Here is a 15,932-nt window from a genome sequence, read left to right as displayed (position 1 = left end):
TTTTAGGATGAGGCTTTCTTTTTTAGAAAGGAATTTTGTTAATGAGAATCAAAGATACTCTTAATTTAGGTAAAACTAAATTTAAGATGCGCGGTAATCTACCTGTTCGTGAAGCTGAATGGCAAAAAGAATGGGAAGATAACAAGTTATATGAACAAAGATTAAAGTTAAACGAAGGTAAGCCTCGTTTTGATTTACATGATGGCCCTCCATTTGCTAATGGTAATATTCATATGGGACATGCGTTGAACAAGATTTCTAAAGACATCATTGTTCGCTACAAGAATATGAACGGTTATTATGCACCATACGTACCAGGTTGGGATACTCATGGCTTGCCTGTTGAACAACAATTAGCTAAGCAAGGCGTTGACCGTAAGACAATGGATCGTGCTAAGTATCGCGAGCTTTGTCGACAATATGCTGAAGAACAAGTTCAAAAGCAAATGGCCGATTTTAAGCGTCTAGGCGTTATGGCAGATTGGGATAATCCATATATTACCTTGCAACATGACTTTGAAGCACAAGAAATTCGCGTCTTTGGAGAAATGTATAAAAAAGGTTATATTTATAAGGGCTTGAAGCCAGTTTACTGGTCATGGTCAAGTGAATCCACTTTAGCTGAAGCTGAAGTAGAATACCATGATATTAAATCACCTAGAATTTATGTTGCTTTTCCAATTAAAGATGGTAAAGGTATCTTAGATTCAGATGTTTCATTAGTAATTTGGACTACTACTCCTTGGACTATTCCAAGTAACGTGGGTATTACCGTTAATCCAAGATTTGACTACTCCTTAGTAGAAGTTGACGGTAAGAAGTATGTAATTGGTTCAGATCGTTTGCCAGTCGTTGCAGAAGACTTAGGCTGGAAGGACTACAAAGTACTTAAACAATTAAAAGGTACTGATTTTGATGGGATGACTTATAAGCATCCCCTTTATGGTAAGACTGGTGTAGGCCAATATGGTTTGGTAATGAATGACACCTATGTTACTGATGATGACGGTACCGGCTTAGTTCACAACGCTACTGGTTTTGGTGAAGATGACTACCGTGTTGGTCAAAAGTATGGTATCCCGGTCTTCAGTCCAATGGACGCACAAGGTCGCTTTACTAAAGATATTCCAGATCCAGATCTTGTAGGAATGTTCTATGATGATGCTAACAAGGTGGTAGCAGATAAGCTTAAAAAGGCTGGCGCTTTGCTCAAGTTAAGCTTCTTTACTCACTCATACCCACATGATTGGCGTACTAAGAAGCCCGTTGTCTTCAGAGCAACTACTCAATGGTTTGCTTCAATTTCTAAGTTTAGAGATCAAATTCTGGATCAAATTGAACAAGCTAACTTTATTCCTTCATGGGGGAAGACTCGTCTTTACAACATGATTAAAGATCGTGGCGACTGGGTAATTTCTCGTCAGCGTGCTTGGGGTGTACCATTGCCGATCTTCTATGCAGAAGACGGTACCCCAATTGTTACTCCAGAAACGATTGACCATATTGCCAAGATCTTTGAAAAAGAAGGTTCAAATGCTTGGTACACTCATACAGCTAAGGAACTGTTGCCAGAAGGCTTTACTTCAGAACATTCACCAAATGGCGAGTTTACTAAAGAAAAAGATATTCTTGATGTTTGGTTCGACTCTGGTTCATCTTGGGCAGGCGTAATGGAAAAACGTGATGGTTTACACTATCCAGCTGATCTTTATCTTGAAGGTAGTGACCAATACCGTGGTTGGTTCAATTCAAGTTTGATTACGTCTGTTGCAGTAACTGGTAAGGCACCTTATAAAGAAGTATTATCACAAGGCTTTGTGCTTGATGATAAGGGACACAAGATGTCTAAGTCACTTGGCAATGTAATTTCACCAAACGATGTAATTAAGAAGATGGGTGCTGAAATTATTCGTCTTTGGGTAGCTCAAGCTGATACTACTTCTGATGTTGCAGTCTCAATGGGAATTTTGCAGCAGTCTGCAGAAAGTTACCGTAAGATCAGAAATACCTTCCGTTACATGTTGGCCAACACTAGTGATTTTGATCCAAAAGAAAATCGCGTTGCTTATGCTGATCTTCGTTCAGTTGATCAATACATGGAAGTGAAATTAAATGACTTAGTTAAAGACTGTCTTGCTGCTTACGACAAGTTTGATTTTACTACTGTCTTCAAGAAGGTCTTCAACTTTGTTTCTAATGATCTTTCTGCATTTTATCTTGATTTTGCTAAGGATGTACTTTACATTGATGGTGAAAACAGCCATGATCGTCGCTCAATGCAAACTGTTATTTACGACGCTGCTGTTAAATTGGCTAAGATCTTAACACCAATTTTGCCACACACTATGGAAGAAATCTGGGGCTTCTTGAAAGAACCTGAAGATTACGTTCAACTTGCTAATATGCCAGAAGTTGAAGAATATGCTAACCATGATGATTTGCTTGAAAATTGGGGTAAATTCATGAAGTTGCGTGATGACGTCTTGAAGGCTCTAGAAGATGCAAGAAATAAGAAGTTAATTGGTAAATCGTTTGAAGCAACAGTAACTATTTACCCAGATAAGGAAACTAAGGCAATGCTCCAAGACTTGGATGCTGATTTCAGACAAATTCTAATTGTATCTAAGTTAACTATTGCTGACGGCGAAGCTCCAGCAGAAGCGGAGAAGCTTAATAATGCAAGTATTGTAGTAGAACGTGCTGATGGCGAAGTTTGTCCGCGGTGCCGAATGATTAGAACTGATATTGGCGTAGATCCAAAGTTACCAATGCTTTGTGGTCGTTGTGCTAAAATCGTTGAAGCAGATTACCCAGAAGCTGTTCAAGAAGGATTTGAAAACTAATGCGGTTAGGTACTGTAAAACAATTTGATGAAGGAAGTAGCTATGGCTTTATTGAAGATGATCGTAATCATAAGTCATATTTTGTCTTCTATAAAGCAATTAAAGAGGAAGGCTATAAAACTTTGCAAGTAGGTCAAAGAGTTAAATATCAGTTAGCTCAAGGTAAAAATGGTCTGCAATGTGTAAATGTTTATTTAGCCTAAAAAGGAGCTGGGATTTTGGATTTAAAGGAAACAGAAATCTCGTCACAGCAGATTTTTCAAGGACGTATTTTGGATCTGGCTGTTCGCACAATTAAGCTTCCTAATGGTGAAACTGCAACTAGAGAAGTTATTAAGCATAAGCCTGCATCGGCTGTTATTGCAATTAATGATGAACAAAAGATGTTGTTAGTAAAGCAATGGCGGGAACCAATTAAGCAGATTACTTTGGAAATTCCAGCTGGTTTGGTTGATTCCACTGATGCAAGTCCGCTTGATGCAATGAAGCGTGAGCTGAATGAAGAAGGTGGCTATCGCGCAGATTACTGGGAAAAGGTCAGTGAATTCTATTCTTCTCCTGGTTTTTGTGATGAAAAGATGTATCTTTTCTATTGTGATACCTTAACTAAATTGACTGATAAGCGGGCACTGGATGCAGATGAATTTTTAACTTCTAGTTGGTATAGCTTAGATGAATTAAAAACTTTATTGGCTGAAGGAAAAATTGTTGATGCAAAGACAATTTATGCAATTACTGTTTGGGAAAATATGATGTTGCGTAATGCTCAGACCGATAATAAGGATTAGTTATGGTAGAAAAACGCTCTGATTATCGTAAAAGGCAGAAAAAAAGCCTACTTAGTAAGCTAAAATCTTCCTTTTCTGATAATGATTCAGAAGAAGTAGATGTAAATCCTGACTTTAAGCGGGATGGCTCTGAAGAAGAACCTAGAAGACGCCCTCTGGCTGGGGATGGACAAGAATTTTATCAGCATAATCAATCGAGTGATAAGGAAACGATTCGCCAAGAGAAGTCTTTAAGACTGAAAAAAAGATTGAATCGTGCTATCCTGATAGTGATTGTTTTAATTATATTGGTGCTATTAGCACTATTTCATTTATAGTGGAACTGAGGAAATAAATTGAAGATTGCGATTATCGTCCCAATGGCGGAAGAAGCTGAATTTTATCGTGATCATTTCCATGCAGAAACAAAAGAAACGTTCGGATCAACAGAATTCGAACATTTTTCTGTTAATGGCAATGATGTATATTTAGGTTTAAGTGGTATCGGTAAAGTGAATGCCGCTATGAATCTGACTAGTTTACTAACTAAAGAAAAAATTGATGTAATTTTTATGACTGGTTCTGCTGGATCATTACAAGATGATGTTCATCGTAAAGATGTGATTTTAGTAAATGATTTTGCCTATCACGATGCTCACTGTGTTAGTGCCGGTGAATATGTAGAAGGTCAGATTCCAAGAGAGCCTGCTACCTTTAAGTTGAATTCGCCTGAAAGGGAAGCATTTAAGAAATATTTAGGTGAAGAAGACGTAGATTTTAAGGAAGGGCTTGTTGTTACTGGAGATACTTTTGTTCAATCAGAAGAACAAAAAGAGTTAATCAAGAAAAACTTTCCAGAAGCTTTAGGAGTAGAAATGGAAGGAGCCGCTTTTGCACAAGTTGCTCGTCATTTTAAAACTCCGTTGGTTGCTATGCGTGCAATTTCCGATAATGGGGATGCTAATGCAGACAATGATTTTGACAAGTTTGTCAAGGAAGTCGGCGCTAAGGCAGCTAAGTTAATTAGTGATTATGTAGAAAAGATGAATTAAACGTGCGTGAAATTTATTTAGATAATGCGGCAACGACACCAATGTCACCCAAGGTAATTGATATTATTACCGATGAAATGAAAAATGATTTTGGTAATGCCTCTAGTACCTATGAATTAGGTCGTAGGGCCAGAAATGTAATTGATCGAGCTCGTCACCAGATTGCTCAAGATATTAATGCTCAAGATGGAGAGATTATTTTTACTTCAGGTGGTTCAGAAAGCAATAATACAGCGATTCTTGGAACTGCCTATGCTCGTAAAAATATTGGTAAAAAGATTATTACTACGCCGATCGAACATCCCTCGGTTCTTAATCCAATGAAACGTTTGGAAAATGAGGGCTACAACATTGTCTATTTGAATGTCGATGAAAACGGGCAAATTTCTTTAGAACAGTTAAAAAAGGAATTAACGCCAGACACTATTTTAGTATCGATTATGGCCGTTAACAATGAAGTTGGTACCATTATGCCGCTCAAAGAAATCGGGGCAATGGTAAAGGACTCCAATGCATATTTTCATGTTGACAATGTTCAGGGAATGGGCACAATTAAAATTGATGTTAAGGACATGAACATTGATTTTCTGTCTGTTTCTGCACATAAAATTAATGGACCTAAGTTTTTAGGCTTTTTATATGAAAATGCGGATATCGATATTCCAAATTTGATTTTAGGCGGTGAGCAGGAAACCAAACGTCGAGCTGGAACAGAGAACGTACCAGGAATTGCCGGCTTTGGCGAAGCTGTCCGTGAAGTATCCGAGATTGGTCGTGATGCTTTGCAAAAGAAATATGCTCATTATCAAGACATTATTTTAAAGGAATTAGACGATCATCAAATTAATTATGAAATTAATGGTGGGTATGGTCCGGGTTACTCACATCATGTGCTTAATCTGCATCTCAATGGTGTATCTACTACTTCTTTACAAACAAATCTTGATTTGAATGGATTTGCCGTGTCAGGCGGTTCAGCATGTACTGCTGGTTCTTTGGAGCCATCACATGTTTTAATTGCTTGTTTTGGAGAAAATTCACCAAGAATAAATGAGTCGATCCGAATTTCATTTGGGCGTTATAATACGGATGAAGAAATTGAGCAATTCGCCCAAGAATTAGTAAAAATTGTACAAAGAATTCAATCTAAAAATAAATAGTTGCTTTCAAAAAGAAAGTATCTTATTATAAATAAGTGAGGAAAATTATGGCAAATACAGTTGTGATTAATGGTGATAAACGTAAGTTTACTTTGAATCCTGAGTTGAAGCTTTATGCTTTGATTGATGCTGGCTTTGTGAAGACAGCTAAGAGTAATTTTAATTATGAACATCCCCTTTACAATGATTCACCTTATAACGCGCCTACTAAGTTAAAGATGACCATTAATAAGGACTTGTCGCATTTAACTATGGTTATTACTGATCGCAACGGTTTGCAGAAGGTTAATATTTTTAAAAATAAGCAATTAGCTCCTACTGTAGAACTTTTAGATTATATTTTAAAGGATCTTGAGGAGCGTAAGATTTTGCTTGAAGTAAAGGATTGATTGAATAATGGTTGACAATAGCAAGACTAGAGTAGTTGTAGGTATGAGTGGTGGCGTTGACTCGTCTGTTTCAGCACTTTTACTTAAACAACAAGGCTACGATGTTGTTGGTGTCTTTATGAAGAATTGGGATGATACCGATGATTCAGGCGTCTGTACAGCTACTGAAGACTATGAAGATGTAAAAAAGGTTGCCGATAAGATTGGTATTCCATATTATTCAATTAATTTTGAAAAAGAGTATTGGCACCGCGTTTTTGAATATTTCTTGGATGAATACAAGAAGGGAAGAACCCCTAATCCTGATGTAATGTGCAATAGTCAGATTAAGTTCAAGTCGTTCTTGGAGTTTGCGATGGACTTGGATGCTGACTACATTGCAATGGGGCACTATGCTAAGACTGTTAAGGATGCCAATGGTGTTACTCATATGATGCGTCCTAAGGATGGTAACAAGGACCAGACGTACTTTTTGAGCCAATTGAGTCAAGAGCAGATTAGTAAGGTTATTTTCCCTCTAGCTAACCTAACTAAGCCACAAGTTAGAGAGATTGCTTTGGCTAATGGTTTAGCTACCGCGAAGAAAAAAGATTCTACAGGTATCTGCTTTATTGGTGAGAGAAACTTTAGAAAGTTTTTAAGTGAATTCTTACCAGCTAAATCAGGTAAGATGGTCACTCCTGATGGTAAGGTAGTTGGTGAGCATGCTGGTTTAATGTACTACACCATTGGTCAAAGACAGGGCTTGGGCTTGGGCTCAACTAAGGAATCAACTGATCCATGGTTCGTGGTCGGCAAGGATCTTAAGAAGAATGAATTAATTGTAGAGCAGGGCTATGATAGTCCACTTCTATATGCTAGTCGCTTGAAGGCAAGTGATATGTCATTCTTTACTGGTAAGCCAGATCATGATTTTGAGATGCACTGTACTGCAAAGTTCCGTTATCGTCAATGTGATATCGGCGTGACTGTTAAGTATCATGCCGCAGACAATACTGCTGATGTTTACTTTGATGAGCCAGCTCGTGCAGTTACACCAGGTCAAGCACTTGTTTTATACAAGGGTGAAGAATGTTTAGGCGGCGGTAATATTGATGCTGCTTACCAAGAAGAAAAGCAATTACAATTAGTTTAAAAAATATGCAAAAAGAGCGTTCGATTTTTCGAACGCCTTTTTCTTTGTGCTAAACTATTCTTATTGATTAGACAATTAGGGGGATTTAAGCAATGCAAATTTATTTTGTTCGTCATGGCAAAACTGAGTGGAATTTAGCTAGTCGCTTCCAAGGAGGACATGGAGATTCACCACTTTTGCCACAAAGCTTAGAAGATATAAAAAAATTAGGTCATCACTTGCAAGGAACTAAATTTAGAGGAATTTTTGCCAGTCCGCTTGATCGGGCCTTTAATACCGCTCAGGGCATCGATGATGCAATGAACGCTAACTTACCTGTTGTGATCGATGAACGACTCAGAGAGTTTAATTTGGGTGATATGGAGGGAATGAAGTTTGGGGATGCAGAGAAAAAATTCCCTAAACAAATGGATAATTTTTGGCACCATCCAGATAAATATGATCCGACTGAACTTCATGGTGAGGATTATCCACATGTTATTGCTCGTGGAAAAGCATTTGCTCAAGAAATGGCACAAAGATTTCCTGACGATGATGATAAGATTCTAGCAGTTAGTCATGGTGCGGCATTATCAGCTATTATGGGTGGACTTTTAGGCTATCCATTGAAAGATATTCGCAAAAATGGCGGCCTTAGCAATACCTCTTTAACTGTCTTAGAAACACTAGATGGCGGAAAGACTTTTAAACCGGTAGTGTGGAATGAAACTAGTTATTTAGGACGTAAATTATCGAAGACGGACTCGTTATAATGGATCAAAAAATAGCGCAACTTTATGATGAAGGTAAAGTAGAACAAGCCATTCATCTTTTAATCAAAAAAATCGATCAGCATCCACAACAAGTTGCTAATTATTTGCAGCTATCGACGTATTTAATTGAGCAAGGAAGCTTGGATCAAGCACAGAAGCTATTGGAGCAGGCCCAGCATCTGGTTAAAGAGCCACAAGAATTAAATTATAATCTGGCAGTGTGTTATTACATGCAAGGCGATTTTGATAAGGCACTGGCTTTATTAGATCAGATACCTAATGATGACTTAACTCTTTATCAAAAGGCACTAACTTACTTAAAATTAGGGCAAGGCCAAAAAGCTTTAGCTTATGCTTTGACGATCAAAAAAATTGATGAGCGAATTCAGGAATTGCTAGGCGATATTTGGTTAAGTTTGGGTGAGAATCAACAGGCTCAGCAAATGTATTTGGCAATTCCTGATAATAAGAAAAATGCGAAAGTTTATTTTTTACTAGGTGTCACTACATTAGAAAAAGATCGTGACCAGGCTCAGAAATATTTTGCTCAAGCTAAGCAGATGGATGCTAAGTATTATCAGCAAGCAATGAATCAGTATGCTTCAATTATGAAGATGCTAAATGACAAGGAAAAGAAAAATTATGAATGAATTTACCGGTAAGGTTAACGGGATTGTTTTTGAAAATAGTAAAGACTTGTATAAAATTCTTGACGTTGAAATTATCGGCACTTTATCCGATTATTCTCGTCCCGATATTAAGGTGACAGGGAATTTTGGCGATATTCAAATTAATAGCAGCTATCGCTTCGAGGGTAAACTAGTAATGCATGAAAAATTTGGCTTGCAGTTTAGAGCAAATAACTATAAGCAAGTCTTGCCACATGAAGAGGGATCTTTAACTAAGTATTTGAGTTCGAATAAGTTCCCTGGAATTGGTAAAAAGGCTGCGACTACGATTATTGATGAATTAGGGCTAAATGCCTTAGATGTATTGAAGGAAAGTCCAGCTAAGATTGATAAGCTTTCTTTAACTAGAAAGCAAAAGGATAGTCTTTTGGCAGGACTAAATGCGATGGATTCTTATTCAGAAGTAATTTTAAAATTGGCTAAATACGGCATTAATAAGCGTATTGCAGGACGGGTTTACCAGCTTTACCATGGTGAAGCATTAGCAAAACTAGAGAAAGATCCTTATGCAGCAGTTAATGATATTTCGGGTTTTGCATTTAAAACCGCGGATATGATGGGAAGCCAATTAGATATTGCTAGTGATGATCCACGTAGAATTAAAGGTGCTGTTTATCAAGTATTACTCGATGCTTTAAATGGTGAGGGAGATACTTATGTAGGCTTAGCTGAGTTATTAACAGAAGCAAGTAAATTGCTTCAAATCAATCAATTCGACCCAATTGCTAGCTGTATTAATAGTTTACAAGAAGCTGGCAAAGTAATAGTTGATGGTGAGAATGCTGCTCTACAAAATATTTATCAAACAGAAGTTGATATTGCTCGCTTGATGAAAAACTTGGTAGAAAAAAAAGAAGATAAAAAAAGAGAACAATATGATGATAAAAAGGTAGAGCAAGCAATCAAGGATGCTGAAAAGGAACTTAAGATTCACTACGACGATACACAGAAGTTGGCCATCAAAAACGCAGTTAACCAACCGATTTCTATTTTGACAGGTGGACCAGGTACAGGTAAAACTACTATCATTAATGGAATTTTATTAGTATTACGCAAGCTGGCTGAGATTCCTTCCTCCGCTCTTTACAGTGAAGATCCTCCGTTTTTACTAGCAGCACCGACTGGACGTGCAGCTAAAAGAATGGGTGAAATTACCGGAATCAGTGCTAAAACAATTCACCGAATGTTGGGGTTAGGTATTGGTGATACTAACACTCAGGACTTGAATGAGTTAAATGGTGAAATCTTAATTGTTGATGAAATGTCGATGGTTGACATGTTCCTTTTTAAACAACTTTTGGCAAGTATTCATGATACGCGGCATATTGTTTTCGTTGGTGATAAGGATCAGTTACCTTCGGTTGGAGCTGGCAATGTCTTCAGTGACCTGATTAAATCGCAAGCGTTTCCAACTACTATTTTGAAGCAGATTCATAGACAGGGTGATGATTCAACGATTATTACTTTGGCGCATGATGTTAATGAGGGTAAAGATCAGCAAGCCTTGTTTAAGAAAACAAAGAATTATTCTTTTATTAGCTGTCGTCCCGAATTAGTAGGGGATGCAGTTGGACAAATTGTTAAACTTGCTTTAAAACGTGGATTTGCAAAAGATGATATTCAAGTGCTTAGCGCGATGTATCTTGGCAATGGTGGTGTAACTAACCTTAATAATGTTATTCAGGCAATTTTAAACCCATCTCAGCCTAAAAGTAAGGTATTAGAAGCACATAATGAAGTTTTCCGAATTGGCGATCGTATTCTGCAATTGCAAAATAATCCTGAAAAAGATATTTATAATGGACAAATTGGTAAGATCATTAGCATTGATGAAGATGATGCCAAGGAATGCATGATTGCAGATTTTGATGGAAGAGAAGTTGCCTTTTCTAGAAAAGATTTAAATGATCTGACCCGGGCTTATGCAATCACTATTCATAAATCACAAGGTTCAGAATTTCCATTGGTAATCTTGAATCTAACCATGCAGAATTTTGTGATGCTAAAACGAAATCTTTTGTATACTGCAATAACGCGAGCTGAGAAAAACTTAGTGTTAGTTGGTGATCCACGGGCATTTGTGGCAGCTTTTAAGACGCCGGGAAATGATCGTAAGACTGGCTTAGCAGCGAAGATTTGTCAGCAATTGGGTATTACAAAATCATTGGATAAATCTGATCAAAGCAAGCAGCACGAAAAAGCTCAAGAAATGGAGAATGAAACCGATAAAGCAGAAGTAGCAGAAGATTTTGTTCTAACCCCGGAAAAAATATATTCTGGTGAAATTGATCCAATGATTGGAATGGAAAATATCAAATTATAAGGATAAAAGCCCCTTGAATTGTTAAAACAAGGGGCTTTTTCATTATACAAAATCATGGTATAATTATTGCTGTCTAAACATACGTTCCAAAATATGGATAATTAACATGGATATTACAATAATTACACTAACAGTAGGCATATTAACCTATTATTTTTTTCAAAAGCGAAAAAAGAAGAAAATGAAAAAAATAGAATTATCTGTAACAGATAAGAAAGAAATAACTAAAATTGAAAAAATTGCAGGCAAAAGATTACCATACCGTTTTCCTAATCATAAGAACTTGACCTTTCAGATCATTGAATTAATGCGACCAGGTTATATTAAGCGACGCATTTTTGACAATAAAGGCCATTGTCATTATTTGATTAAGTACTATTTAGATCGTTCAGTGGCGGAATTAGTTGAATTTGGTAAGACGGATGGTCATTATTGGCGTAAGACTAGTTGGAATGGAGAAACTAAGGTAACTTACCATTATGGCAAACATGAATTCAATGAGTTAGACGAAATTACAAAAAATTTGCGCTATTATGGCTCAATAGTCAAAGAAGGTAGAAACAAAATTTTGCCTTTGGAAAATGACTTAAATCAGTATGTGAATGAGTTAGAAAATCATGCTAGCTATCAAAAAGCTTGGATTACACATAAAAAAGTAACTGATTCACAGACTGTTCATGATGCTATGATAGTTGAAAAAACTTTGTTGAATAATAAACGTGATTTGAAACGAGCTTTGGCTCTGCAAAATGTTTTACGAATTCGGGCAATTAATTCTGGCTATAAGGTTTACAATCAAAAAGTAAACGCATTTCAGAAAAGAATGACTGAACTACATTTGAATCAAATAAAAAATTTGCGACCTATGAATATTTTATCTCAACGTGATTTGCGCCATCTTAGCAATCTCTTGGCAGGCGCTGCCGCAGAAGAATTAGTGAATTCTCGTTTACGTGAAGTGCAGACAGGGAAAGAAATAATTCATAATTTACTGTTACCATATCCCTATGAAAAAAAGAATAGTTTAGGGAGTAACCAAATTGATCATGTGATAATTACGACTAGCGGGATTTTTTGCTTGGAAACCAAAGCACGAACAAGTAAAAATGGACAGTATAATGTGCAGGCTGATTATGATCAGATAGCTGATCAAGTGGCCAAGCATAAAGAAAGTATTAAATATGTCCTAGAAAAAAGCAACAACCCAGTGATTATTAATTTATTGAGACGCTTGCCAAATATAGATCAATTAATCAGAAACGTGGTTGTATTTGTAAGTAGAACAGATGATGAGTTCACATTGACTGATTCGAACCGTTATCAAAAAATGGGAATAGATGTTGTGCAATTGGCAGATATTCAGTCGTTATTAGTCAAAGCTAAAACTGGAATTGGATTACAGCCAGACGAAATTGCAGCTATCAAAGAAGAAATGGATAATAGTAAACAATTGCAAGAAGAAAAAAATTATCAAGAAAATGTTCTATTTTTTGAAGATCAGGAGTCAACGTTAACTCAAAAGCAGGTGGAAGAGCAATTGTATCATGCTAATCAGGTGATTAAACATATCGATCAGATTAATGGACTTCTTGGTAATTACTTGCAAGAAGCACGGGAGTGGCAAAAGCAGTATCAAAAATACCGTTATTGGAAGAAATTTTATGATCAAGTACATGATTTCATTGATCAGGACCAATATTATCAAAATCATAATTCGAAAAGAGATATTTTAGATAAGATATAAAAAAGGAAGAATTTGGAATTCTTCCTTATTTTAATAAATTAAAATGATCAACTTTAAATGTTACTTTGAAGGGCTGCTTTTCAATATCTTCACCATCAATTTGAGCATATTCACTTTTATTGGTTTGAACTAGGATTTCTTTAGCTTCAATATAATGAAATTCTGGTGCATTAACGTGTGAACCATCTTTGATCAGCTTACCAAAAAGCCAGAGAAACTTGCGTAAACTTGGTTTTTCAACAATTACTGTATCAAGATGGTGACTGTAAATGTCCGCTTTTGGCAAAATAGCAAAACCACCGCCAAAGTAGGGATGGTTAGTAGTAGTGACAAAGTATGCATCTCCGTAACGAAGAGTTTCGTTTTTAGTTTTAACAGTCACTGTAAAGGTATCCTGCTTAATTAGTGCCTTGATTATATTTAGGCCATAAATCATATTTCCAGAATTGAGGTGATTGAGGTGTTTTTTTAATTGCTCATGATTACTCTGATGAACAACAAAGGCATCAAAACCAATACCGAAATTATTAACAAAGTAACCCTTAGGAATTTGTTTAATATTTGATGTGAAAAAACCACAATCAACTTGTTCCGGTTCAGGATCTCGGAGCAAATTATTGATTAATTGCCTGGGATCTGCGGTTAATCCAGCACCACGGGCAAAATCGTTGCCTGTTCCTGCAGGCAAATAAGTAATAGCTGTCTCAGGATAATTAGAAGTCTTTATTCCATTTAAAACTTCATTAAAGGAGCCATCTCCACCAACTACGATTAAAACATGTTCAGAAGAGAGATGTAAATTAGCGTAATTTTGTGCTAGAACGACTAATTCTCCAGGATAATGACTTTTTTGTCGCTTAAAAGGAATATTCATTTCTTTTAGTATATCTTGTAATTCTTTATCAGCTTTAATAGCATTGCCATTCCCAGCGACCTCATTAACTAATAACTGAACTTTAATTTTTTTATGCATATTGTTCATTTTCTAAAATAAAAGACTCCCTAAGGAGTCTTTTTTACTATTTCTTTTCGATAATGATTGGTAAAATCATAGGCCGTCGTTCAGTCTTGGAATACAAGAAGTCTGAAAGATTTTCGGTGATCGCCTTTTTAATGTCACTTTCTTTTGGTCTATTTGATTTAGCCATTTCATTTCTAAGCACATGATAAACATGCTTTTGCGCTTGACTAATTAACTCAGTTGATTCACGCATGTAGACAAATCCGCGACTGAGAATATCAGGACCAGCTAAGACTCGCTTGTGCTTATAATCAACTGTAGCAACTGCAACAACTAAACCTTCTTCAGAAAGAATTTGACGATCATGAACAACAACGTTGCCAACGTCTGCAGTACCAGAAGTATCAACGTAAACGTCACCTGCAGGAATATGTCCTGCGATTCTAGCGCCATCAGGGCCAAAGCAGACAACTTCACCATTAGATAAAACAAAAGTGTTTTCAGCGGGTACACCGGCTTGTTGAGCAAGCTGGGTGTGAATAACCTGCATTCTGTACTCACCATGAACAGGAATCATGTACTTAGGCTTAACTAAGCGAACCATCATCTTTAACTCTTCTTGGCCGCCGTGTCCGGAAGTATGAACGTTATTTACTCTTCCGTGAATAACATCGGCTCCGCCTTCCATTAACTTATTGATTAAGTGGTTAACACTTAATGTGTTACCTGGAATTGGGTTAGAGGAGAAGATGACTGTATCACCAGGTTGTAAGCTGATTTGACGGTGAGTACCATTAGCAATTCGCGATAAAGCGGCTAATGGTTCACCTTGAGAACCAGTACATAAAATCATTACTTTTTCAGGTGGTAATTTGTTGATCTCATCTGCGTCAACAATTAGATCCTTAGGCAAATTTAAGTAGCCCAAGTCGACCCCATTATCAACGCCATTTTCCATACTACGTCCAAAAATTGCAACCTTTCTACCGGTATCAATTGCAGCTTGAATAGCAGTTGATACACGATAAAGATTAGATGCAAAAGTGGCAAAAATAATTCTACCGTGGATTCCAGTGATGATATTATGTAGTGACTTAGCTACAAATCGTTCAGACTTAGTAAATTGTGTTACTTCAGCATTAGTTGAATCTGAGAGAAGAGCAAGTACACCTTCATTGCCTAATTTAGCCATCTTTTGAAAATCTGGTGCAGGTTGATCCATTACTGGTGTTAAGTCAAACTTAAAGTCACCAGTAAAGACAACGGCACCGAGTGGTGTATGAACGGCAATACCTAAAGTATCAGGAATAGAGTGAGTAGTTCTAAAGAAAGAAACGGAAAGTTTCTTAAACTTCAAAACAGTATCCTCATGCTCTTCGTGTAGTTCAGTTGTCTTTAAAATTCCGTGTTCTTCCAATTTGCCTCTAATTAATGAAAGGGCAAATGGTGTCGCATAGACAGGAATTTCAGGAATTTTTTCTAACAAAAATGGAATACCACCGATATGGTCTTCATGTCCGTGACTAACTACAAGAGCTTTGATTTTCTTACGATTCTTGATTAGGTAAGAATAGTCTGAAATAACGTAATTAATACCTAATAGGTCATCTTCGGGGAATTTAATACCACAGTCCATGATGATAATTTCATCCTGATACTGAACACAATACATATTTTTGCCGATTTCATGCAAACCCCCGATTGCATAAACGGCTACTTCATTATTTTTAATTCGCACTCTTTATTACTTCTTGTCGAACGTTGTTAACTTAAAGTCAGCATGTTCTTTTTCGTAAGTTAACGAATTACCAGTTAATTCTTGGATGAGTTCAATGTTATAGGGGGTATTGTCCTCAACCATACTTCTTGCTTCGACCATGTTGTCTGCTTCCATGTAAAGAGTTTGTGTAGTTTCTCTACGAGGATTGACAATCTTGTTTTTTTGATACAAAACTTTGTAGATCATAAATGATTCTCCTTATTAATGTATAAACGTTCAATGTAGAGTAAAAATTACTCAATAGCTATAAAAATTTTATCATAATTATAAAGTTAAGTATATAATTATGTTTCTTTTGATTTTTACCGATTAAATTTGGGAAACTGTCAAATCTTTT

At 36.6% G+C, this 15,932-nt stretch carries 15 protein-coding genes; 12 read left to right on the top strand and 3 right to left on the bottom strand.

What is annotated here, in order from left to right; translation table 11 throughout:
• Positions 1–41: 41 nt before the first annotated feature.
• From ileS to CP367_RS03465, 12 genes are all read left to right on the top strand, one after another.
• Positions 42–2,843 carry an isoleucine--tRNA ligase gene (ileS, locus tag CP367_RS03520; RefSeq protein ID WP_089146003.1) on the top strand — a complete coding sequence of 934 codons (2,802 nt, stop codon included), beginning with the start codon at positions 42–44 and terminating at the stop codon, positions 2,841–2,843.
• Entirely contained in the window at positions 2,843–3,046 is a 204-nt protein-coding gene (locus CP367_RS03515; RefSeq protein ID WP_005721332.1) for a cold-shock protein, read from the top strand. The genes ileS and CP367_RS03515 overlap by 1 nt, the downstream gene beginning before the upstream one ends.
• Before the next feature lie 15 nt (positions 3,047–3,061).
• Complete coding sequence (locus CP367_RS03510; RefSeq protein ID WP_005724551.1) at positions 3,062–3,631, top strand: NUDIX hydrolase; 570 nt, start codon at positions 3,062–3,064, stop codon at positions 3,629–3,631.
• Positions 3,632–3,633: 2 nt separating this feature from the next.
• Positions 3,634–3,948, top strand: coding sequence for a hypothetical protein (locus tag CP367_RS03505; protein ID WP_013086162.1), 315 nt, complete (start codon positions 3,634–3,636; stop codon positions 3,946–3,948).
• An 18-nt stretch (positions 3,949–3,966) separates the two neighbouring features.
• Positions 3,967–4,662, top strand: a complete 696-nt coding sequence (locus tag CP367_RS03500; protein WP_089146002.1) for a 5'-methylthioadenosine/adenosylhomocysteine nucleosidase — start codon at positions 3,967–3,969, stop codon at positions 4,660–4,662.
• Positions 4,663–4,664: 2 nt separating this feature from the next.
• Entirely contained in the window at positions 4,665–5,822 is a 1,158-nt protein-coding gene (locus CP367_RS03495; protein ID WP_005718858.1) for a cysteine desulfurase family protein, read from the top strand.
• A 47-nt stretch (positions 5,823–5,869) separates the two neighbouring features.
• Positions 5,870–6,211, top strand: a complete 342-nt coding sequence (locus CP367_RS03490; RefSeq protein ID WP_089146001.1) for a DUF1831 domain-containing protein — start codon at positions 5,870–5,872, stop codon at positions 6,209–6,211.
• A gap of 7 nt (positions 6,212–6,218) precedes the next feature.
• The gene (mnmA, locus tag CP367_RS03485; protein ID WP_013086164.1) at positions 6,219–7,346 is read left to right on the top strand and encodes a tRNA 2-thiouridine(34) synthase MnmA; all 1,128 of its coding nucleotides are present in this window, start codon (positions 6,219–6,221) and stop codon (positions 7,344–7,346) included.
• A gap of 92 nt (positions 7,347–7,438) precedes the next feature.
• Complete coding sequence (locus CP367_RS03480) at positions 7,439–8,098, top strand: histidine phosphatase family protein (RefSeq protein WP_005718864.1); 660 nt, start codon at positions 7,439–7,441, stop codon at positions 8,096–8,098.
• Positions 8,098–8,748, top strand: a complete 651-nt coding sequence (locus tag CP367_RS03475; RefSeq protein ID WP_005718865.1) for a lipopolysaccharide assembly protein LapB — start codon at positions 8,098–8,100, stop codon at positions 8,746–8,748. The genes CP367_RS03480 and CP367_RS03475 overlap by 1 nt, the downstream gene beginning before the upstream one ends.
• The gene (locus CP367_RS03470) at positions 8,741–11,110 is read left to right on the top strand and encodes an ATP-dependent RecD-like DNA helicase (protein WP_023488129.1); all 2,370 of its coding nucleotides are present in this window, start codon (positions 8,741–8,743) and stop codon (positions 11,108–11,110) included. The genes CP367_RS03475 and CP367_RS03470 overlap by 8 nt, the downstream gene beginning before the upstream one ends.
• A 106-nt stretch (positions 11,111–11,216) precedes the next feature.
• Entirely contained in the window at positions 11,217–12,854 is a 1,638-nt protein-coding gene (locus CP367_RS03465) for a nuclease-related domain-containing protein (RefSeq protein ID WP_057726413.1), read from the top strand.
• A gap of 25 nt (positions 12,855–12,879) precedes the next feature.
• On the opposite strand, the gene CP367_RS03460 is transcribed toward CP367_RS03465, so the two are convergent.
• The 3 genes from CP367_RS03460 to CP367_RS03450 are packed head-to-tail and all read right to left on the bottom strand — an operon-like array spanning position 12,880 to position 15,781.
• Positions 12,880–13,827: a diacylglycerol kinase family protein gene (locus CP367_RS03460; protein WP_005721329.1), complete on the bottom strand. Its 948-nt coding sequence runs from the start codon at positions 13,825–13,827 to the stop codon at positions 12,880–12,882.
• A gap of 46 nt (positions 13,828–13,873) precedes the next feature.
• Positions 13,874–15,553, bottom strand: coding sequence for a ribonuclease J1 (rnjA, locus tag CP367_RS03455; protein WP_089146000.1), 1,680 nt, complete (start codon positions 15,551–15,553; stop codon positions 13,874–13,876).
• Positions 15,554–15,559: 6 nt separating this feature from the next.
• A complete protein-coding gene (locus CP367_RS03450) occupies positions 15,560–15,781 on the bottom strand; it encodes a DNA-dependent RNA polymerase subunit epsilon (RefSeq protein WP_013086168.1) in 222 nt (73 codons plus the stop codon).
• Between the last annotated feature and the right edge of the window lie 151 nt (positions 15,782–15,932).

This window comes from Lactobacillus sp. UMNPBX16, assembly GCF_002553775.1.
GTDB classification, from domain to species: Bacteria; Bacillota; Bacilli; order Lactobacillales; family Lactobacillaceae; genus Lactobacillus; species Lactobacillus crispatus.
Note: the sequence above shows the minus strand (reverse complement) of the source record. Positions and strands in the feature narration are given on the sequence as shown.